General features: G+C 70.5%; 17 protein-coding genes and 1 tRNA gene. 4 read left to right on the top strand and 14 right to left on the bottom strand.

Features of this window, described 5'->3' with window-relative positions; genetic code table 11:
• Positions 1-86: 86 nt before the first annotated feature.
• From AB0O24_RS01820 to AB0O24_RS01835, 4 genes are all read right to left on the bottom strand, one after another.
• Entirely contained in the window at positions 87-1,277 is a 1,191-nt protein-coding gene (locus AB0O24_RS01820) for an acetyl-CoA C-acyltransferase (protein ID WP_363372120.1), read from the bottom strand.
• Positions 1,278-1,555: 278 nt separating this feature from the next.
• Complete coding sequence (locus AB0O24_RS01825) at positions 1,556-2,419, bottom strand: DUF4436 family protein (RefSeq protein ID WP_275797819.1); 864 nt, start codon at positions 2,417-2,419, stop codon at positions 1,556-1,558.
• Positions 2,420-2,588: 169 nt separating this feature from the next.
• Positions 2,589-2,664 (bottom strand) — tRNA-Arg (locus AB0O24_RS01830).
• Between the two features lie 14 nt (positions 2,665-2,678).
• Positions 2,679-3,413 carry an NRDE family protein gene (locus AB0O24_RS01835; RefSeq protein ID WP_363372123.1) on the bottom strand — a complete coding sequence of 245 codons (735 nt, stop codon included), beginning with the start codon at positions 3,411-3,413 and terminating at the stop codon, positions 2,679-2,681.
• Between the two features lie 113 nt (positions 3,414-3,526).
• Between AB0O24_RS01835 and coaBC the strand changes: the two genes are divergently transcribed.
• A complete protein-coding gene (gene coaBC / locus AB0O24_RS01840; protein ID WP_363372125.1) occupies positions 3,527-4,729 on the top strand; it encodes a bifunctional phosphopantothenoylcysteine decarboxylase/phosphopantothenate--cysteine ligase CoaBC in 1,203 nt (400 codons plus the stop codon).
• A gap of 13 nt (positions 4,730-4,742) precedes the next feature.
• Here coaBC and AB0O24_RS01845 read toward each other — a convergent pair whose 3' ends face one another.
• From AB0O24_RS01845 to AB0O24_RS01880, 8 genes are all read right to left on the bottom strand, one after another.
• A complete protein-coding gene (locus tag AB0O24_RS01845) occupies positions 4,743-5,864 on the bottom strand; it encodes a DUF2510 domain-containing protein (protein WP_363372128.1) in 1,122 nt (373 codons plus the stop codon).
• Between the two features lie 69 nt (positions 5,865-5,933).
• Positions 5,934-9,347: an error-prone DNA polymerase gene (locus AB0O24_RS01850; protein ID WP_363372237.1), complete on the bottom strand. Its 3,414-nt coding sequence runs from the start codon at positions 9,345-9,347 to the stop codon at positions 5,934-5,936.
• Between the two features lie 291 nt (positions 9,348-9,638).
• Positions 9,639-11,183 carry a DNA polymerase Y family protein gene (locus AB0O24_RS01855; protein WP_275797828.1) on the bottom strand — a complete coding sequence of 515 codons (1,545 nt, stop codon included), beginning with the start codon at positions 11,181-11,183 and terminating at the stop codon, positions 9,639-9,641.
• Positions 11,183-11,839, bottom strand: coding sequence for a hypothetical protein (locus tag AB0O24_RS01860; RefSeq protein WP_275797835.1), 657 nt, complete (start codon positions 11,837-11,839; stop codon positions 11,183-11,185). Before AB0O24_RS01860 ends, AB0O24_RS01855 begins: the two co-directional genes overlap by 1 nt.
• A gap of 170 nt (positions 11,840-12,009) precedes the next feature.
• Positions 12,010-12,567, bottom strand: a complete 558-nt coding sequence (locus AB0O24_RS01865) for a cysteine hydrolase family protein (protein WP_275797830.1) — start codon at positions 12,565-12,567, stop codon at positions 12,010-12,012.
• A 71-nt stretch (positions 12,568-12,638) separates the two neighbouring features.
• A complete protein-coding gene (locus AB0O24_RS01870; RefSeq protein WP_058598194.1) occupies positions 12,639-13,136 on the bottom strand; it encodes an HNH endonuclease in 498 nt (165 codons plus the stop codon).
• A 371-nt stretch (positions 13,137-13,507) separates the two neighbouring features.
• A complete protein-coding gene (locus AB0O24_RS01875; RefSeq protein ID WP_275800040.1) occupies positions 13,508-14,422 on the bottom strand; it encodes a peptidoglycan DD-metalloendopeptidase family protein in 915 nt (304 codons plus the stop codon).
• Positions 14,423-14,701: 279 nt separating this feature from the next.
• Positions 14,702-15,400, bottom strand: a complete 699-nt coding sequence (locus tag AB0O24_RS01880) for a metal-dependent transcriptional regulator (protein WP_275800037.1) — start codon at positions 15,398-15,400, stop codon at positions 14,702-14,704.
• Positions 15,401-15,499: 99 nt separating this feature from the next.
• Here AB0O24_RS01880 and serC point away from each other — a divergent pair, with 99 nt between their 5' ends.
• A complete protein-coding gene (gene serC, locus AB0O24_RS01885) occupies positions 15,500-16,621 on the top strand; it encodes a phosphoserine transaminase (protein WP_275800035.1) in 1,122 nt (373 codons plus the stop codon).
• 56 nt (positions 16,622-16,677) lie between these two features.
• On the opposite strand, the gene AB0O24_RS01890 is transcribed toward serC, so the two are convergent.
• Both AB0O24_RS01890 and AB0O24_RS01895 read right to left on the bottom strand, forming a co-directional pair.
• Positions 16,678-17,319: a DUF3027 domain-containing protein gene (locus AB0O24_RS01890; protein ID WP_363372134.1), complete on the bottom strand. Its 642-nt coding sequence runs from the start codon at positions 17,317-17,319 to the stop codon at positions 16,678-16,680.
• Complete coding sequence (locus AB0O24_RS01895) at positions 17,303-17,686, bottom strand: cold shock domain-containing protein (protein ID WP_013585856.1); 384 nt, start codon at positions 17,684-17,686, stop codon at positions 17,303-17,305. The genes AB0O24_RS01890 and AB0O24_RS01895 overlap by 17 nt, the downstream gene beginning before the upstream one ends.
• 108 nt (positions 17,687-17,794) lie before the next feature.
• Here AB0O24_RS01895 and AB0O24_RS01900 point away from each other — a divergent pair, with 108 nt between their 5' ends.
• Both AB0O24_RS01900 and AB0O24_RS01905 read left to right on the top strand, forming a co-directional pair.
• The gene (locus tag AB0O24_RS01900; RefSeq protein WP_275799936.1) at positions 17,795-18,061 is read left to right on the top strand and encodes a multidrug ABC transporter ATPase; all 267 of its coding nucleotides are present in this window, start codon (positions 17,795-17,797) and stop codon (positions 18,059-18,061) included.
• A 2-nt stretch (positions 18,062-18,063) separates the two neighbouring features.
• On the top strand, positions 18,064-19,785 hold the full coding sequence (locus tag AB0O24_RS01905; RefSeq protein ID WP_275799935.1) for a helicase-associated domain-containing protein: 1,722 nt from the start codon (positions 18,064-18,066) through the stop codon (positions 19,783-19,785).
• Positions 19,786-19,796: the final 11 nt, after the last annotated feature.

A 19,796-nucleotide genomic window follows, 5' to 3' on the forward strand; every position in this document is an offset into this window, starting at 1 on the left:
CCGGGGCCTCGGACGTGCCGGTGACTGTCGCGCCGGTGGCTGAGCCTGTCGAAGCCACCGCCCCCGCGCGAGAACCGGTCGTCGACTCAGCCATCGACCCGCTCCACGATCATCGCGGTGCCCTGGCCCACGCCGACGCACATCGTCGCGAGGCCATACCGCGCGTCCTCCCGCTCGAGCCGGCCGAGCAGAGTGACGAGCAACCGCGACCCGCTCGAGCCGAGCGGGTGCCCGAGCGCGATCGCCCCTCCGTCGGCGTTGACGATCTCGGGGTCGAGGCTGAGCCGGCGCATGCAGGCGAGCGACTGCGAGGCGAACGCCTCGTTGAGCTCGACCGCCCCCAGATCGGATGCCGAGAGCCCGGCCTTCGCGAGCGCTCTCTCGGTCGCGGGCACCGGACCGAGTCCCATGACCTCGGGAGCCACTCCGGCCGAGGCGTGCGAGACGATCCGTGCGCGCGGCCGCAAGCCGTACCGCTCGACCGCCTCGGCGCTCGCCACCACGATCGCCGAGGCGCCGTCGTTGAGGGAGCTCGCGTTGCCCGCGGTGACCACCTCCCCGCCCTTCACGACGGGCCGGAGTCCCGCGAGCACCTCCAGCGAGGTGTCCCGACGCGGCCCCTCATCGGTGTCCACCGATCCGCGAGGGGTCTCGACGGCGACGATCTCGTCGCGGAAGCGTCCGGCATCCTGAGCCCGGATCGCCCTCTCGTGGCTGCGGAGAGCGAACGCGTCGGCGTCGGCACGGGAAATCCCGTCGACCCGGGCCACTTCTTCGGCGGTCTCGGGCATGGTGAACGTGGCCTTGTCGCGGACGGCGAGGCGAGGGTTGGTGAACCGCCAGCCGATCGAGGTGTCGAACGCCTCGCCCGGCTTCGCCCACGCTTTCGACGGCTTCGCCTGCACCCAGGGCGCGCGGGTCATCGACTCGACGCCTCCCGCGACGACGATGTCGGCGTCGCCCGCGCGCACCGCCTGGGCGGCGAGCGCGATCGCGCTCATCCCCGAGGCGCACAGGCGGTTCACGGTGAGGCCGGGGATGGCATCCGGGAGTCCCGCGAGCAGGACCGCCATCCGTGCCACATTGCGGTTGTCTTCCCCCGCTTGATTCGCCGCTCCAAGGATTACCTCGTCGATCGCCTCGGCGGGAACCCCGGCGCGCGCCACGGCTTCGCCGACCACCAGCGCCGCCAGGTCGTCGGGACGAACGGATGCCAGAGCCCCGCCGTATCGGCCGACCGGGGTGCGCGCACCGCCGATGAGAAACGCCTGCGACATCGCCATCCTCTCCCCCGCCGACTCTGGCGGGGTCGTCTCCACCTCGTCCGCGAGGTTTTCCGACCGATCGTTCAGTAATCATGTCAGAGGATGCCGCCGAGGGCAACGCCGCGGCATCGCCGCTCTGCCGGCGCGCCCCCGAGATCACATGATCGGGTCGAGGCCACACCGTCCGATCGCGTCAGCGGAGGTGACCTCGCACACATCGAGTCACCTCGGGGCGCATGGCCCGACGCGCGTCCGCGCCACGCAGGCACGGGGAGGAACCGCGACGGGGCTCAGGCCGGACCGCGCCGCCACCAGGCGATCACGAAGACGACGAGCCCCGCGACCAGCGCCGCCAGGACCCACAGCACGATGAGGTAGTCGATCCACGAGCCGATCGGCGGCGATCCGGGGAGGAAGTTGCGCAGCGGAATCGTCGCGAAGAGCATCGCACCCATCCAGCCCAGCGCCGTGACCTCGACCTTGCGTCGCCCCCGCAGCACGGCGATCGCGACCACCAGGACGAGAGTGGGGATGATGATCATGAGCGTCAACAGCACGATGCCGAACGCCACCGTCGCGCCCGACCGCGACGCCACGATGTCGACGGCGATCAGACCGTTCCCGCCGTCGTGCGCGGTCATCGTGATGTCCCACCCCGTCACACCACGCCCGCTCACATCGACCGCCGTCGGGAGGGGAACGGTCTCGGCATTCTCATCGTCCACACCCGCGACCATGTACGACGTCACCCGGTATCGATCGAACGGCCACTCCGCGATGGAGCCGTCCATCACGAACGACACTTCCGCCGGCTCGACGAGGCGGCTCGGCTCGTACTGCACCGCCTTCGAACCCGCGACGGCCGACACCAGCACGTAGAACGGCTTGTTCACCACGATGCCGTTCGTGTACTCCCCCTCGCCCGCCTGATTCGGCAACAGCGACACCGTGAGTCGACTCGTCGCGGCATCCATCTTCTCCGGCGTGAGCACCAGCGCGACCGCGTCGGCCGGAGGCTCGTCGCCACCCCGCGAAACGACGTCGCTTCCGCTCGCGTACAGCGCGACGACCGTGACGTACAGGGCGAGGATCGCCACAACGATGCCCCCGACTCCGAGAAGGGTCCGGCGCCGAGGCCGCACTGTGCTGCTCACGATGTCAGTGTGGCAGAGCGTGGTGCGATGTCCGGCTCTCCGCGCGGCCGTCCACTCGACCACGCTCAGACGCACGGTAGCCACGCGTCGATGACGCGTGTCACACGGTCAGCACCGACCGGCACCTCAGATCATGAGCCGGGGGCGACGGCGTCCATCGTCATCGATGTGGTGCCCCCGACAGGATTCGAACCTGCGACGCCCGCGTTAGGAGTGCGGCGCTCTATCCCCTGAGCTACGGAGGCGGGATGCCACCAGCCTACCGCCGCGAAAGAGGGTCACCCGAGCGCAGCCGCGTCGGCAGCCCCGCATCCCATCGCCCCGGTTCGGGGAGGGCCGCTTCGCGGACCTCGACGCCATCGGTTCCGATGCGGACCGCGCACACGAGCAGTGACTCGAGCACGAGACCGTCATGCGCATCTCGCCGGAGGACCGACGATCCGGGGTCGCGCGTCGAGTTCTCGACGACCGCGAGCCACGGCTCGAACCAGTCCGATCCGTTCCCGACACCCGCCCGACGGAACTCCTCGAGCCACCTCGCGATCCGCGGGGTTCCCGGGTCATCCGCCGCGTGGTGCGCGATCATGTGCGTGCCGGATTCCAACCGCGTGCGCTGGGCGCGCAGACCGTCCCACTCGACGAGGTATGCGCCCGTGGCATCCACTTCGACGAGGTTGAATCCCCGGGTCGGCGGATTCTCGGGGACGCCGTCCCCCAGCGCGTCGAGGGCGATCGCGCCGCGGCTGACCACCTCGTCGTCGCTGCGGCCCGAGAGGTCTTCGCGGTTGAGCAGCACCGCCAGCCGACGGCGGTCGGGGTCGACCGCGAGCCAGGCACCGCCGGCGCGGTCGTCGCGCACGCCGAGAACACCCGGGCGATCGGGCCACCACGGCCCGAGTCCGCGCCAGGGGCGCTCACGATCCTCGTCCCGGACGGCGAGGAGCCGCACCGGCTCGTCCACCACAACGGGAACATCGATCACGACGGTGCACATCCGCTCCACGCTACCCGCGCGCGGGGACGCGGGCTGGGAACGAGGGCCGCTGAGCACCCGCCCCTCCCTCCACCGGTCGCCGCGAAGCGACGGGCACCTGGAAGACTGGGGCGATGTTCATCGTCGTCGGGGTCACCGGGGGAATCGCCGCCTACAAGACCGTGGGCCTCGTGCGCCTTCTCGTGAAAGCGGGGCACGACGTGCACGTCATCCCGACCGACGACGCCCTGCGCTTCGTCGGGACCCCGACGTGGGAGGCGATCAGCCGCAACCCCGTCACGACCTCCGTGCACGACGACGTCGCGCGGGTCCGCCACGTCGCGCTCGGGCAGTCCGCCGAGCTCGTGATCGTCGCCCCCGCCACGGCGAACACCCTCGCCGCGATGACGGCGGGCCTGGCATCCGATCTCCTCGGCACGACCCTTCTCGCCACGACCGCGCCGGTGGTGGTCGCCCCGGCGATGCACACCGAGATGTGGCGGCACCCGGCGACCACGCACAACATGCGGGTGCTGCGGGAACGCGGTGTCCACGTCGTCGGCCCCGCGGACGGAGCCCTCACGGGAGGCGACTCGGGTCCGGGCCGTATGTCGGAGCCCGAGGACATCGCCGCTTTCGCACTGTCCCTCGTCGAGCGCACCCGCGATCTCGAGGGCGTATCGATCGTCGTCAGCGCCGGAGGCACGCGCGAACCCATCGACCCGGTCCGCTTCCTCGGCAACCGTTCGAGCGGTCGACAGGGCGTCGCGATCGCGAGAGCCGCCGCCGACCGCGGCGCCCGCGTGACCCTCGTCGCCGCGCACCTCGACGCCGACGTCGTCCCCGATCCACGGGTCGAGGTCATCGCCGTGGCGACCGCCGATGAACTGGGCAGGGCGATGGATGCCACGGCCCCCGACGCCGACGTCGTCGTCATGTCCGCGGCGATCGCCGACTACTCCGTGGCCTCGGTGTCGGAGAACAAGATCCGCAAGCAGGACGCCCCCGGAGGACTCACTCTCGAGCTCGTCGAGAACCGCGACATCGTGGCCGGTCTCGTCGCCGCGCGCCGCGACGGGCAGACGATCGTCGCATTCGCCGCCGAGACGGTCCGCGACGACGACGAGCTGCTCGAACGCGCCCGCGCGAAGGCCGCGCGCAAAGGCGTCGACCTGCTGGCGGCGAACGCGGTCGGCTGGACGCGAGGGTTCGAGTCGACCGACAACGCGCTCGTGATCGTCGAGCGCGAGGGCGAGGTCGTGGCGGCGGCATCCGGCTCGAAGGACGACACCGCCCACGCTCTGCTCGACGCGATCGTCACCCGCCGACGGGGCTGACCGCGATGTGCGATCAGTAGCTGTAGTAGTAGGCGACCTGCTCGATGAGGGCAAACACCTCGCGGAGGACGACCACCGCCCAGATCGTCGCCGCGATGAGCGACACGACGGTCACGGCGATGAAACCCCAGATCGGGCCGAGTCCCTTGCCGGTCTGCCGGCGCAGGACGATCCCGCGGCCGATGACGTACACGCCGGACGAGATGAGGAAGACGAAGAACGCCCAGGCCCAGTGGAACGGGTTCTGGATTCCGCGTGCGCGGAGCTGACGCCAGTCGAGGAACGCGAAGAGGATGCTGAGACCCGCGATCACGAGGGAGAGGACGCTCACCCCCAGGGTGGCGAGGGTCGTTCCGACCGACGCGCTCAGCATGGAAGACGAGTACCCGCCGCTCTCGGAGAACGCCGCCGAGTAGATCGCCTGTTCCAGGATCGACCGCCAGTCGATGAGGAACAACGACAGCAACTGCACCAGGGGCAGGGCGACGATCAGCCACACCCAGACCGTGTCGGTGGGAATACCGCTCTTCACGGGGGTCGCGGGGGTGGACGCTCCGGCGTACCCCGGGGCGGCCGGGTATCCCGGCGCCGCGGGGTATCCCGGCGCGACGCCGTAGCCCGGAGACGCGGGGTATCCCGGAGCTGAGGCGGCAGCCGCACCCGGGTAGCCCGGCGCGGTGGAGTAGGTCGGGGTGCCGGCGGGGGCCGCGGGAGCCGCGGGGGTGGTGGGCACCGCGGGGGTGGTCGTGGCAGAGGGGGCCGCGGGGGTGGCGGGCGCCGCGGGCACCGTGGAAGCCGGCGGAGCAGCCGCTTCGGCCGGAGCATCCGACGCTGCCGGGGATGGACCAGTGGGAGCCGGGGCCGGAGAGGGCACAGACTCGGTCGGCGCCGCGGGGTGCTCGGTCGACGCGGCGGGAGCCGCGGCCTCGGTTTCATCCTGACTCTCGCCCGCTGTGGCGACCGCTGTGGTCTCGACCTCGGCGAAGCTCGGCGCATCGACCTGCGCGGCGTCCGTTCGCTCGCTGACCGCTGGACGCACCTCGTCCGTCCACGCGGCCCCGTCCCAGCGTCGCGTCCCGCCGCTGCCTGCGGGGTCGGGGTACCAGCCTTCGGGCGGAGTGGGCGTGTCGGTCATGGTCGTCCCCCTGGATGGTGATGCGGGCGGTTCATGCGAGTTCCCCGAGTCTAGTGAGCGGGCTCGCGATCACCGGAAATCCCTCGATGCGTGCGAGACGCCCACGCGGAGGTCGGTGAAGCCGTCGGCCACCACGTTCGTCACGCCCTCGACCGAGCGTTCGAGCATGCCCCGGACGATCAGGGCGGGCGATTCGCGCGCGATCCGGCGGTAGCGATTCCAGACCCCGACCGAGCAGATGATGTTCATGAGGCCGTGTTCGTCTTCGAGGTTGAGGAAGGTGATCCCGGATGCCGTCGCCGGACGCTGGCGGTGGGTGACCAGCCCTGCCACCTCGATCCGGCGGTCGGTCTCGGCCGTCTGCAGTTCGCGAGACGTGAGGACCCCGCGCGCGTCGAGCGCCGAGCGGAAGTGCGTGAGGGGGTGATCGTCGGTGGAGAGACCCGTCGCCCACAGGTCGGACGCGAGCAGTTCATAGCTCGTCGGGTCGGTGAACAGCGGAGGCTGAACCGCCACAAGAGAGTCAGGAAGGAACTCCGGGCGGTCCTGGGCCGCCGACCCCGAAAGCCAGATCGCTTCTCGTCGCGAATGGCCGAGGCTCTCGAAGGCTCCCGCGGTCGCGAGCGCCTCGAGCTGCGAGGTGATCAGCCCCGTGCGCCGCACGAGGTCGCGCATGTCGCGATAGGGACCGCTCCGCTCTCGTTCGGCGACGATGCGTTCCGCCACCTTCACGCCGATCCCGGTCACTCCCGCCAGTCCGAGCCGCACCGCGAACGCTCCGTCCCGCCGGTGCGCGGCGCTCTCGTCGGGCGCTGATCGGTCGAACTCCCCCGTCGGCGGCTGGTGCGCGGGGGTGCAGGCCTCGAGCCCCGTGGGCCCGTGGGCACGCGCCTCGTCGAGAGGTTCCATCTCCGCCTCGACACCCGAGCGCAGCAGGTCGGGCCGGAGAACCCGCACCCCGTGCCTCCGCGCGTCGGCGGTCAACGTGGCGGGCGAATAGAACCCCATCGGTTGAGCCCGCAGGAGCCCGGCGAGGAACACGCCCGGGTAGTGCAGCTTGATCCACGAGCTCGCGTACACCAGAAGCCCGAACGAGAGCGAGTGCGACTCCGCGAAACCGAAGTTCGCGAACGCCTGGATCTTCGCGTAGAGGTCGTCGGCGACCTGGCCGACGAGCCCGTTCTCGGCCATGCCGGCGTACAGCTTCTCGCGCAGCGAGTCAATCCGCTCCAGCCCGCGTTTGGACCCCATCGCCCGCCGGAGCAGGTCGGCGTCCTCGGGCGTGCAGTTGCCGATCGCAACCGCCATCTGCATGAGCTGCTCCTGGAACACCGGCACCCCCATGGTGCGCTCGAGCACGGGTCGCAGCTTCTCGTGCACGTACGTGATCGGCTCCTGACCGAGCTTCCGCCGCACGAAAGGGTGCACGGCACCGCCCTGGATCGGCCCCGGGCGGATGAGCGCGATCTGCACCACGAGGTCGTAGAACTTCCGCGGCTGCAACCGCGGCAAGAGCCCCATCTGGGCCCGCGACTCCACCTGGAACACCCCGATCGAGTCGGCGCGGCACAGCATGTCGTAGACGGCCTTCTCTTCTTTCGGCAGCGTCGACAGCTCCCACGTCTCGCCCGTGGCATCCCGGATCAGGTCGAAGCAGTACTGCAGCGCCGCCAGCATGCCGAGCCCCAGCAGGTCGAACTTCACCAGCCCCATCCACGCGGCGTCGTCCTTGTCCCACTGGATGACCGTGCGATTCTCCATCCGCGCGTGCTCGATCGGCACGACCTCGCCCACCGGCCGGTCGGTGAGCACCATGCCACCGGAATGGATGCCGAGGTGCCGGGGCGCCTTCAACAGCTCGGCCGCGAACTCGATGACCTGATCGGGGATGTCGTGGTCCGCTCCCGTCTCGAGCGTCGCCCCCCAGCGCTCGACCTGCTTCGACCAGGCATCCTGCTGCCCGGGCGAATGCCCGAGTGCACGGGCCATGTCGCGCACCGCGTTCTTCGGGCGGTACTGGATGACATTGGCGACCTGGGCCGCGCGCTCGCGCCCGTACTCCTGGTAGACCCACTGGATGATCTCTTCGCGACGGTCGGAGTCGAAGTCGACGTCGATGTCGGGCTCCTCGTCGCGCAGGCTCGACAGGAACCGCTCGAACGGCAGCCGGTAGAAGATCGAGTCGACCGCGGTGATGTCGAGCAGGAAACAGACCGCACTGTTGGCGGCCGACCCGCGCCCCTGACACAGGATGCCGCGGCGTCGGGCCTCGGCGACGATGCCGTGGACGATGAGGAAGTACCCCGGGAAGTCCTTCATCTCGATGACGCCGAGCTCGCGCTCGATGCGGTCGCGATCGTCGGCGGAGAGGTTCGGATACTTGCGCGGAACGGCCTCCCACACCAGATGGCGAAGCCACGACATGGGCGTGTGTCCCTCGGGTACCGCCTGCTTCGGCAGCGCAGGCTTGGCGCGACGCAGGGGAAAAGCGAGCTCGTCGGCGAGCGTCACCGTGCGTGCCACCGCGCCGGGGTGGCGGGCGAACCGGGCCGCCATCTCGGCCCCCGAGCGCAGATGCGCACCGGCATGGGCCGGGAGCCACCCGTCCAGTTCGTCGAGACCGCGGTTCGCCCGCACAGCCGCGACGGCGGCCGCGAGCAGTTCTTTCCGGGGAACGGCGTAGTGCACGTTGTTGGTGGCGAGGATCGGCAGTCCGCGCTCCGCGGCGAGGGCGGCCAGCACGTCGTTGTGGCGCGAGTCGAGTGGGTTCCCGTGATCCATCAGCTCGACGAACACGGCCTCGACGCCGAAGAGGTCGACGAGCGTGTCGAGCTCGCGAGCGGCCGCCGCCGGACCTTCGGATGCCAGCGCGTGCCGCACGGCTCCCTTGCGGCATCCGGTGAGCACCGCCCAGTGCGGATCCTTCGGGCCGCCGGAACGCTCCGCGAGCTCCGCGAGGTCGTAGACCGGGCGGCCCTTCTCGGCCCCGGTGAGCTGCGCGTGGGTGATCGCTGCGGCCAGACGGTGGTATCCCTCTTCGCCCCGAGCCAGCACGAGAAGGTGCGATCCCGCGGGGTCGGCCTCGCCGTTCTGGGGTCCGGGGAGCTCGAGCGAGAGCTCGGCCCCGAACACGGTCCGCACCGCTCGCGCCTCAGCCGCCTCGGCGAAACGCACGATCCCGTAGAACCCGTCGTGATCGGTGACCGCCAGCGCGTGAAGACCTAGGCGTTCTGCTTCTTCGACGAGCTCTTCGGGTGAGGAGGCCCCGTCGAGGAACGAGTACGACGAATGCGCGTGCAGTTCGGCATAGGGCACGGCGTCCGCGGGGCGCTCGATCTCCGGGGCGACATAGGCTCCGCGCTTGTGCGACCACGCCGGGCTGTCGCCTCCGTCGCCGTTCGGCGGAGCCCCTGTCGGGCGCCGCGCGTCGCTGAGCAGGCGCTCGAGCTCCGACCACTTCACCGGCGGGTTGTTCCACCCCATCAGGGCACCCCCGCCCTCACGCACCGCCTCGCCGCGCGCCACCCCGCCGCACCCCGCACCGCCCGGCTCCGTACCGCCGCGCACCGCCCGACCAGGGGCCACCCCGCCGCGCCCCGCACCGCCGCGCGCCACCCCGCCCGGCGCCACCCCGCCCCCGCCAGCGCTGTTGAATGTCCAAGAAACGCCGTATCCCCGCCCCTCGTGACGGCGTGTTCTGGACACTCGACGGGCTGGGCGACGACGCCGCGCGGGGCGACACCGCGCGGGGCGACACCCCGCGGGGCCACGCGCTCAGTCATAACGCCCCTCCGCTCGCCACTCCCCCTCTTCGACCACGAGCAGCCACGCGCCCCCGTCGGCGTCGACGACCTGGAACCGGTGCGCCCGGCGACGACGCAGAGGGTCCCATCCCCGTTCGCTGATGGGCCACGGTCCCGCCCACTCGAGGATGCGGCGGCGCTGCTCGCCCGTGACGAGCACGGCGGGCGGGGCGCTCAACACATCGCGCTCCCCCACCGACACGGGTGCCCCGGCGATGTCGGTGACCTCCACCAGCCGCGGCTCGGGGTAGACGGTCGCCGGCAGGGGATCCGGCAGACTGCCCGGCCAGGGGCGGGTGCGGTCCTTGGCCGTCACCGCGCGATCGCCCCACGGGACCAGCACCTGGCGCTCCGCGAGCCACCGGCCCCCGCCGATCGTCGGCGTCACCACCCCGCGATGGCCGAGCATGGCCTGCACACGCGAGAGCGCGTGATGCACCCGCTCGTCAGGCCCGGCGCCGAAGAGCCCCTTGCTGTGGTGCGCGGCGTCGTCGACGGCCTCGGGTGCGATGTGCACCCCGGCGACCCCGCTGCCGAAGATGCCCTGCCCGTCTTCGGCGAGCTGCCAGCGCACACGGTCGACGACGGCCGCCGCGTCGAAAGACCCCGGATGCAGCCAGACACGCTCGCTGCGCTCTCCCCGTTCTCCGGAGAGCACGACGCGCAGCTCGGTGCAGACGAGATTCTGAGCACCGAGGTGGGCGATGAACTCATCGGCCGCCACGCGGACGCCGAAAGCAACCTGGTCGGCGAGATCGAGCGGGGGTTCGAACGCGACGTCGCGGTGGAGTTCGGGAGGAGGGATACGCGGTTCGACGGGTCGGGAGTCGCGCCCACCGGCCAGCGCATGAAGTCGGGCTCCACGTGGCCCGAACCTCTCGAGCACCCGCTCGACGGGCATCGCGGCGAAGGCGCCGAGGGTGTGGACTCCCAGTCGCGCGAGCAGACTCGCCATCTCGTCGTCGTCGAGGGCCGCCACCGACAGCGGCGCGAGGAAGGGCGCGGCGTCGCCGGGAGGAACCACCCGCACGGGGTCATCGGAAGACGCCGCGCGCGCCGCATGGCCGGCGGTGAAGATCCCGTCCGCGACGCTCGCGCGCACCCCGGAGAAGCCGTCGGCGGTGAGGAGGTCGATGAGCGTGCGCGCCGCCTCGGCTTCGCCGCCGTAGTACCGCGCGGGGCCACGGGCGCGCAGGGCGCAGAGTCCGGGCCGGACGACCTGCACGCCCGGCGCATGGTCCTCGATGCGTGCGACGACGGGACCGAAGACCCGCGCGTCACGGACCGGGTCGGCGGCGATCACCACCAAGGTAGGGCAGAGCGCCTGCGCGTCGCGTCGACGCTGCCCGCGCCGGACCCCGTGAGCACGGGCGACAGCCGAACAGGCGACGACGACGTTGTTCGCGAACACCGCCACGGGGGCGTCATCGCGCGGGGGCGACGATGCTTCGCGGGCGAATGCCGTGATCGGCCAGTCGGGGAACCACAGCACGAGGCTGCGCGTGGGCGCCTGCATCAGCCCACCGCCCGGGTGCGGTACGTCTCGTGCGTGCGCGGGACGAGACGCTCGGTCGGAGCGCCGAGCATCTCGATCGTGCCGTCGGCCGCGGGCAGCAGCATGCGCGCCCGGCGGGCGTTCGGAGAGCGTCGGCTGCTCACCGACACCGTCAGCTCGCGACCGGCCAGGTATCCGTTCCCCTGCCCCAGTCCCGTCCAACGCGGGTCGGTCACATCGATGACGGCCTCCGCCTGCGGCCACGATCCCTGCACCAGCAGAACGGTCCCCCGGTCACGCAGACGCGCAGCCAATCGCGTGGCCTCGGCCCCGCCGCGTGCCGCGTTCGAGCCCTGGGGAGGGCGCACGGCGACGACGGGAAGCACCTCCGCGATCGTCGCCGTGACCGCCAACCAGCGCGGCCCGGGATCGGGGATGAAGACGAGACGGTCGAGATCGAGCCCATACTTCTCGGCGGCCTCCGCCCCCAGTTCGGGCATGCCGATGACTCCGCACCAGGCTCCGTCCTGCGACGGGCGCGCCATGAGGGCGAGCAGCAGCGACGACGACCGGGCGATCGCATAGGCCGAGCCCGACCGCAGTCCCCCGCCGGGAAGGAGCGAGGTGAAAGCCGGGTGCGTCGGCAGCACGGGGGCGTCCATCCGCCGGCCCTGCATGCGCTCGAGACGGTCTCGCAGCGCGTGGATGTCAGGCACCGCCTGCACCTGGTCTCGCACGATCGCCCTCACTCCCACAGGTTAGAACATGTGTTCTACACTCTCAATCCCTGTGGTTCGAAGATACGATCTACCTCCGACATCGTCCCGAGCGCGATGACCAGCGCCCCTCAGAGCAGATCGACCGTCCGCACGATGCGCGCGAATCCGCCCTGCTGGAGCACCAGAGCGGTGTCGGCCATCAACTCCGCCGCCGTCCGGCTGACCGTCCCGACGCCCGCGACCTCGCCCATCAGATCGAAGGTGCGCGTGGCATCCAGAGCAACCGTCACGTCGTACCCGAGATTTCCCGCCATCCGCGCGGTCGTCTCGACGCACATGTTCGTCTGGATTCCGCAGATCACCAGATCCCGGATGCCGCGCTCGTCGAGCCATACCCGCAGGTCGGGGTCGCCGTAGAACGCCGAGTTCACGCTCTTGCTCACCAGCACGTCGGGCTCGACGGCGGCCACCGCCGGGACGAGGGCGTTCCCCGGCGCCGCGGGGTGCAACGGCGAGCCTTCCTTCGGGGAATCGTGACGCACGATCACGATCGGCTCGCCCTCGCGGCTCCACCTCTCGATAAGGGCGGCGACGTTGGCCTCACAGTCGGGATTGGCCGTGGGACCCCAGAACGCGAGGTCGTCGAAACCCCGTTGCATGTCGATGACGACCAGAGCACGTGTCATGGCCCCATTCCACCACCGACCGCCGACACCAGGGCCGCGGGAAGCGGACGATCACCGACGCACGAGCGCCATCACGCCGCGAGCGCGAGATACGGCTCCCACCGCGGGTCGCTCTTGTCGACACCGCGCACCGTCCACGACGACCCCCTCGGCGGGGCGGGGATCACCCGCAGTTCCCACGACATCTCCTGCGGCGTGCGGTCGCCCTTGACGTTGTTGCATCGCAGGCAGCAGGCCACGAGGTTCTCCCACGTGTCCTTCCCCCCGCGCGAACGCGGCAGGATGTGGTCGATGGTCGAGGCCGTCTTGCCGCAGTACCCGCACCGGTGGGCATCGCGGCGGAGCACCCCTCGCCGGGTGACCGGCACCTGACGCGCCCCGGGCACCCGGATGTACCGCGTGAGGATGATCACGGCCGGGCGATCGTACGTCCCTCCCGCGGCCCAGACCGGATCTTCGTCGACGCGCTCGACGACGGTGGCCTTCTCGTTCATCACGAGCACGAGCGCTCGTTTGAACGACACGACGGCGAGCGGTTCGTAGCCCGCGTTCAGCACCAGAGTACGCATGAGGTCTCCTCTCGAATGGCCGAGACGGCTTCTCGGATGTTCGACTTGCGACGAGAGGAAGGTGCGCAGGCGTATGAAAAAAGGCGCTGTCTAGACAGACAGCGCCCGAGGAGTCACGGTGAGACCGTGGCATCCGAACAGACGATGCCGAAGAACGAGCAGCCCGAGCGCATCCATGGTGCGGATGCGTGGCCTGGCGTTCATCGGCTTTTCCCTTCGGTTCTTCCCGACGTCGCTGACAGGCTAACCCACCACCGACACGCCCGGGTCCGCGAGATCGGGAAACAAGAAACGGCGTGTCGGAGAACAGGAGTCTCCGACACGCCGTGTCGAGGTCGAGCTGTCGAGGTCCAGCGCTCGAGGAGAAGCGGTCAGCCCGCGTTCTGCTGCAGCCAGGCGTAGGGGTCGACGACCTGGCCGTTGATGTGCACCTCGAAGTGGAGGTGGTTGGCGGTCGAGCTTCCGGTCGACCCGACGAGACCGATGAGCTGGCCCGCGGCGACGGTGTCGCCCGCCTGGACCTGACGGCTGCCGTACGTCATGTGTCCGTACGTGGTCGAGACCTTCTGACCGTTGATCACGTGCTCGATGACGATACCCACGCCGTAGCCGCCGAAGCTCTCGGACGAGGTGCTCACCACGCCCGCGGCGGCGGCGAAGATCGGCTGCCCACCGGGAGCGAGCAGGTCGACGCCCTGGTGATATCCGGAGTCCCACAGACCACGACCGAGCACGTAGCTCGTCAGCGGCCAGCGCACCTCTCCCGAACCGGGAGCGGTCATGTTGAGGTCGATGTTCGACAGCGATGCGCCGGCGCTGGCGGCCAGCTGACGCGCACGCTCCGCGGCGGCGGCAGCGGCGGCTTCCTGATCCTTCTTCTTCTGGATCTCGTCGGCGGTGGTCGCCGAGTAGCTGCTGCGATCGAGGGTCTCACTGGCGACGTCAGAGGCGACGACCATCGACTGGTTGTCGGGAGCGGACATCTCGCCCAGGGTCACCGTGTTCGAGGGCGGCACCGTCGCCGCGTAAGCCGGGATCGCGACCGTGGCGACGAGACCGGCCACCATCGACAGGATGACGGCGCTGCGCAGGGGCTTTCCGACGCGGCGGGCCGCGGGAAGCGAACGGGCGGGCGGCGCGGTCCGGGGAACCGGGGATGCCGCGGGAGCGGTGGGTCGAATGGTGCGACGCGAGGGTCGGGCAACCGCTGCGCGCGCGCTCTTCCGGGTCAGCCCCGTCGAGGAGACCTCGGGTCGGTCATCGACGGGATGGGTGTGTTCAGCCAAATTTCCTCCGGCGCCTCTGCGTCCGTGAAGACGCTGGCTCGTCAGCACTCGATATTGGGGGCACGATGTGCGGGCTTCACCCTCTGCGGACGACGAGCCGGGGAGGCAAACCGCGAGGGGTCCGACGGCGGGCTTCTCGCCTGTGGACCCTCAGAGGCTACCCGAAGATAACGAACAAGTCACGCAAAGGACATCGCGTACAGGAGATGCACGGCCGCCCCGGCCTCGCGACGACATCGCGGGACACCACGCGACGAATCGACGACCGAAGAAGGGGTTTCAGGCCTCGTCGACGAGGAAGATGTGCGACGCCACCTCGACGGGGAGTTCGAGCCCCTCGTCGGCGCCCTCCATCTGCACGAGGACGTATCCCTCGTTGAACCGGTAGTCGCCTCGCGCCCCGGGCAGGACCCCCGCGGCCTTGAGCTGCTGGAGCAGCTCGGGGTCGACCTGGGCGGGTTCGGCGAGGCGCCGCACCGTACCGGTGATGGGCCCGCCCGCATCGTTGAGCTTGCGGACCAGGCCGACGACGCCCTCTTCGAACGTCGAGCTGGCGACGTCGCCGAGCTGATCGAGACCGGGGATCGGGTTGCCGTAGGGCGATTCGGTGGGGTGCCCGAGAAGCTCGACGAGGCGGCGCTCGACCTGCTCGCTCATGACGTGCTCCCAGCGGCAGGCCTCGTCGTGCACGTAGGCCCAGTCGAGACCGATCACGTCGCTGAGCAGGCGCTCGGCCAAGCGGTGCTTGCGCATGACGTCGACGGCCTTCTGACGCCCGTCACCGGTGAGTTCGAGGCGGCGGTCCTCGGAGACGACCACGAGACCGTCGCGCTCCATCCGGCCGACGGTCTGCGAGACGGTGGGGCCGGAGTGCCCGAGACGCTCGGAGATGCGGGCCCGCAGGGGCACGATGTTCTCTTCCTCGAGTTCGAGGATCGTGCGCAGGTACATCTCGGTGGTGTCGATGAGATCGGTCATTCAGGAGTCCTCGGCGTCGCGCGGCTGGTAAGGACAGCCTACCGACCCCATCCGACACAGACTCCGGATGCCGCCACCCCGCGCCCTAGAATCGAGCCCATGCCGCACGTGGACCTCCCCACCGACCTCCTGCCCGCCGACGGCCGCTTCGGATGCGGCCCCTCGAAGGTGCGCGGAGCGCAGCTCGAGTCTCTCGTCACCCGTGGCGCGAGCATCCTGGGCACCTCGCACCGCCAAGCCCCCGTGAAGAACCTGGTCGCCAGCACGCGCGAGCGTCTCGCCGAGCTGTTCCGCCTGCCCGAGGGCTACGAGATCATCCTGGGCAACGGCGGATCGACCGCCTTCTGGGATGCCGCCGCCTTCGGCCTCATCGAGAAGCGCAGCCAGAACCTCGTCTTCGGCGAGTTCGGCGGCAAGTTCGCCTCGGCCGCGGCCGCCCCGTGGCTGCAGACCCCCGATGTGCGCAAGGCCGCACCGGGCACGCGCACCGTCGCCGAGGCCGTCGAGGGCGTCGACGTGTACGCCTGGCCGCACAACGAGACCTCGACGGGCGTCGCCGCCCCCATCGAACGCGTCCATGGCGACGCGGGTGCGCTCACCGTCATCGATGCCACGAGCGCCGCGGGCGGCATCGACTTCGACGTGACCCAGGCCGACGTCTACTACTTCGCCCCGCAGAAGAACCTCGGCTCCGACGGCGGACTCTGGTACGCCGCCGTGTCGCCGGCGGCGATCGAGCGCATCGAGAGCATCGCGGCATCCGATCGGTACATCCCCGAATTCCTGAGCCTGAAGAACGCGCTCGACAACTCGCGACTGCAGCAGACGCTCAACACCCCGGCGCTCGCCACCCTCCTGCTCCTCGACGACCAGCTCGGTTGGATCCTCGACAACGGCGGTCTGGAGTGGGCCGGAGCGCGCACGGCGGAGTCGTCCTCGGCGCTCTACGACTGGGCGGACGCGAGCGCGGTGGCGACGCCGTTCGTCGCCGACCCGGCCGACCGCTCCCCCGTCGTCGTCACGGTCGATTTCGACGAGAGCATCGACGCCGCGGCGATCGCCAAGAGCCTGCGCGCGAACGGCATCGTCGACACGGAGCCCTATCGCAAACTCGGTCGCAACCAGCTGCGCGTCGCGACGTTCGTCTCGATCGAGCCCGATGACGTCCGCCGTCTCATCGGCGCGATCGACTACACGATCGAACGCCTGCCCGGCGCCTGATCGAACGACGAAGGCCGTCCCGCACACGCACGGGACGGCCTTCGTCGTTCACGGGATCAGTAGCTGCGTTCGCGCTCGTCCTCGTCGTCTTCGTCGTCGTCTTCTTCGTCGCCGTCTTCTTCGTCGCCGTCTTCTTCGTCGTCGTCCTCTTCGTCGTCGTCCGAGTCGTCCTCGGACTCCGGCTCGGCGTCACCCGACTCGTCGAACTCATCGATGTCGACACCGTCGAGGTCTCCGGCGTGGAACCGCGCCTTCGGCTCGTCCTCCGACTCGTCGTCGTCTTCGGCGTCGTCGTCTTCGCCGTCGAGATCGTCATCATCAACATCGTCATCGTCGACGTCGTCATCCGACTCGCCGCTCTCCGCCGCGGCGACCTGCGCCGCCTGGTAATCCGCCAGGCGCGTCGCCCAGGGAACCCACTCGGGTGCCAGGAGCGCGCCCTCGCCGGGCATCAGCTCCGCCTCGAGGACCGTCGGCTCGGCGTCGTCGACGACGGCCACGCTCACGGTCCAGTACCACCCGGGGTACCCGAGCAGGCGCGTGTGGAACCGCAGCGAGACGACGCCGTCGTTCTCGACGATGTAGTCGGCGGGCGGCCCCACCGTGTCGGCGGGGGTGATCTCGTGCAGCGCGCTCAGCGCGAGGTCGTGGGCGTGAAGCAGTCGGTCGTCGACCGGCTGCTCAGGCTTCGAAGTCATCGGCGACCTTGCGCAGTACCGCGGCGATCTTGCTGGCGTGCGCACCGCTCGGGTACCGGCCACGACGCAGATCGCCGCCGATGCCGTCCAGGAGCTTGACGAGGTCCTCGACGATGATCGCCATGTCATCGGCGGGCTTGCGCGAGCGCTTCGCCATGCTCACGGGTGCCTCGAGGACGCGCACCGACAGAGCCTGCAGACCACGCTTGCCGTCGGCGACGCCGAACTCGAGGCGCGTGCCGGCCTTGGGCGCGGGGGTTCCGGCGGGCAGGGCGGTGGCGTGCAGGAACACGTCCTGGCCGTCATCGGTGGCGATGAAGCCGAAGCCCTTCTCTTCGTCGTAGAACCTGACCTTGCCGGTGGGCATGGAAACCTCGCTGAAAGACATGCGCGAACGCGCGGTGGAACCCGGGACCCGAACGGATCCCGGCCCTTCAGCCTACGCCACGCGTGCCAGGCAGTAGGCTGAGGGGCGATGAGCACACGCACCCCCGACGGCGATGTCCCGATCCGCCGTGTCGATCGCATCCTGGCGTTCATGTCGCTCGGACTGCTCATCCTGTCCGTCGCGAGCTTCTTCGCGATCATCATCGCGTCGACGGCCAAGGCCGACATGAGCACCGGCATCTGGCCGACGGTGGGCGTTCTGCTCTACATCGCACCCCCGGTCGCGTTCGCGTGCCTGGTGGCCGTGCTCATCATGAGCTTCGTGCGAAGGGCACGCGCGAACAAGGGGCGTTGACCGTGCCCGAGACCTCCGACCAACGCGCACTGGCGGTCTCGTTGAGCGCACGGGCCGACGAAGACCTCGCTCAGCTCTTTCTCGAGCGCGACGTCTCACCCTCGGCGACGTGGCGCGACACCTTCGACGCGGCGGATGCGCTGCTCGATCCCCCCTCGATCTCCCGCGCACTCCCCCCGTTGACGCGGACCGAGGCCGAAGCCCTCGTCGCGGCCGTCTCGACCGGATCGCCCGTACTCACCGACGTGCGCGCCGCGCTCGTCGCGCGAGCTCTCGTGCGCGACGACGGCGTCGCCTACGCAGCGGTCGCCGCGATCGTCGGCGAGATGTTCCCCGACGGGATCCCGGATGCCGAGCCTTCCCGCCCCGGCCGAGCCGCGGCATCCGATGCCGCCGCCGAAGCCGCGTTCACCAACGCCGCGGCCCTGGCCGACGTCCTCCTCCTGACTCTCGACGCACCGCTCGGACGCATCGGCTCGGGATCGCTCGGCGCCACCGAGCGGCGGCGCCTCGTGGATGCGGGAGCCGTGGAGACACCCGAGGAAGCGGATCTGCTCGTCGGGATCGCGGCATCCGTCGGTCTGTTGGGCAGCACGGGCCGCGCGTGGCTGGTCACCCCCGCCGGCAAGGCGTGGTTGCGCCTACCCACCCTCGATCGATGGCAGGAGACCGCGAAGACCCTGCGCGACGTCCTGCCCCGGGCGTATCGCACAGCCGAGGGCGGCTGGATCCCGAGCGCGAGCTGGCCCGACGCACTGCCCTTCGACCCGTCCGGCGCGGAGCGGGCGGCGCTGTGGCGAGAGCGTTTCTCGGCATGGGGCCTCATCGACGCCGCCGACCAGACTCCTCCCTGGAGTTCCGGACTCGCGGCGGGCGACGAGGTCGACGTCTCCGCCCTCCGCGACCTCCTTCCGCCCGAGGTCGACCGCGTGTACCTCCAGAACGACCTCACGGCCATCGCCCCGGGTCCGCTCGCTCCGCACCTCGATGTGCGTCTGCGGAGCATGGCGACGCGAGAATCCCGGGCACAGGCGTCGAGCTACCGGTTCAGCGCCGCGACGATCGGCGCAGCCATCACCGGTGGCGAGACGGCCGAGTCCCTGCGCGACTTCCTCACCGACCTGTCGCTCACCGGGCTGCCGCAGCCCCTGGCCTACGTGATCGAGCGGACCTCGGCGCAGCACGGTCGCGTCCGCGTCTCGAGCGACCCGGAGACGCGACTGACGCGGGTCACGACGACCGACCCGACTCTCCTCCAGGCGATGGAGGTCGACCAGTCCCTGCGATCCGTCGCCCTGTCCCGCGTCGACGAGGCCCTCGAATCGCACGTCGCCGCCGACGTCGTCTTCTGGGCGCTGACCGACGCGCACTACCCCGCCGTCGCCGTCGACGAGTCCGGCGCCCCGAGGACGCTGGAGCGCGCCCGGCTGGCCGCCGACACCCCGTCGACGGATCCCCTCGAGACCTACGCGCCGCTCATCGGGCGCGTACGCGCTGGCGGTGAGGACTCGGATGCCGCCTGGCTCGAACGCGAACTCGACCAGGCGGTGCGTGCCCGCGCGATCATCGACGTGACCGTTCGCCTGCCCGACGGTTCGACGCGCGTGTTCCGTCTGGAGGCGACGGGACTGGGAGGCGGCCGTCTCCGCGGCCGTGACCGGGGCGCCGACGTCGAGCGCACGCTCCCGCTCTCGCACATCGACGGGATCGCACCCGTCGAGTGACGCCGCGTGAA

Source organism: Microbacterium sp. NPDC086615 (genome assembly GCF_040686055.1).
GTDB lineage: Bacteria > Actinomycetota > Actinomycetes > Actinomycetales > Microbacteriaceae > Microbacterium.

Coding starts and splice junctions, on each gene's coding strand:
- AB0O24_RS01890 (WP_363372134.1), bottom strand. CDS start 17,319: ATGACTTCGAAGCCTGAGCAGCCGGTCGACGACCGACTGCTTCACGCC.
- serC (WP_275800035.1), top strand. CDS start 15,500: ATGCCGCACGTGGACCTCCCCACCGACCTCCTGCCCGCCGACGGCCGC.
- coaBC (WP_363372125.1), top strand. CDS start 3,527: ATGTTCATCGTCGTCGGGGTCACCGGGGGAATCGCCGCCTACAAGACC.
- AB0O24_RS01870 (WP_058598194.1), bottom strand. CDS start 13,136: ATGCGTACTCTGGTGCTGAACGCGGGCTACGAACCGCTCGCCGTCGTG.
- AB0O24_RS01880 (WP_275800037.1), bottom strand. CDS start 15,400: ATGACCGATCTCATCGACACCACCGAGATGTACCTGCGCACGATCCTC.
- AB0O24_RS01820 (WP_363372120.1), bottom strand. CDS start 1,277: ATGTCGCAGGCGTTTCTCATCGGCGGTGCGCGCACCCCGGTCGGCCGA.
- AB0O24_RS01865 (WP_275797830.1), bottom strand. CDS start 12,567: ATGACACGTGCTCTGGTCGTCATCGACATGCAACGGGGTTTCGACGAC.
- AB0O24_RS01845 (WP_363372128.1), bottom strand. CDS start 5,864: ATGACCGACACGCCCACTCCGCCCGAAGGCTGGTACCCCGACCCCGCA.
- AB0O24_RS01895 (WP_013585856.1), bottom strand. CDS start 17,686: ATGCCCACCGGCAAGGTCAGGTTCTACGACGAAGAGAAGGGCTTCGGC.
- AB0O24_RS01850 (WP_363372237.1), bottom strand. CDS start 9,347: ATGGGGTGGAACAACCCGCCGGTGAAGTGGTCGGAGCTCGAGCGCCTG.
- AB0O24_RS01855 (WP_275797828.1), bottom strand. CDS start 11,183: ATGCAGGCGCCCACGCGCAGCCTCGTGCTGTGGTTCCCCGACTGGCCG.
- AB0O24_RS01835 (WP_363372123.1), bottom strand. CDS start 3,413: ATGTGCACCGTCGTGATCGATGTTCCCGTTGTGGTGGACGAGCCGGTG.
- AB0O24_RS01900 (WP_275799936.1), top strand. CDS start 17,795: ATGAGCACACGCACCCCCGACGGCGATGTCCCGATCCGCCGTGTCGAT.
- AB0O24_RS01860 (WP_275797835.1), bottom strand. CDS start 11,839: ATGCAGGGCCGGCGGATGGACGCCCCCGTGCTGCCGACGCACCCGGCT.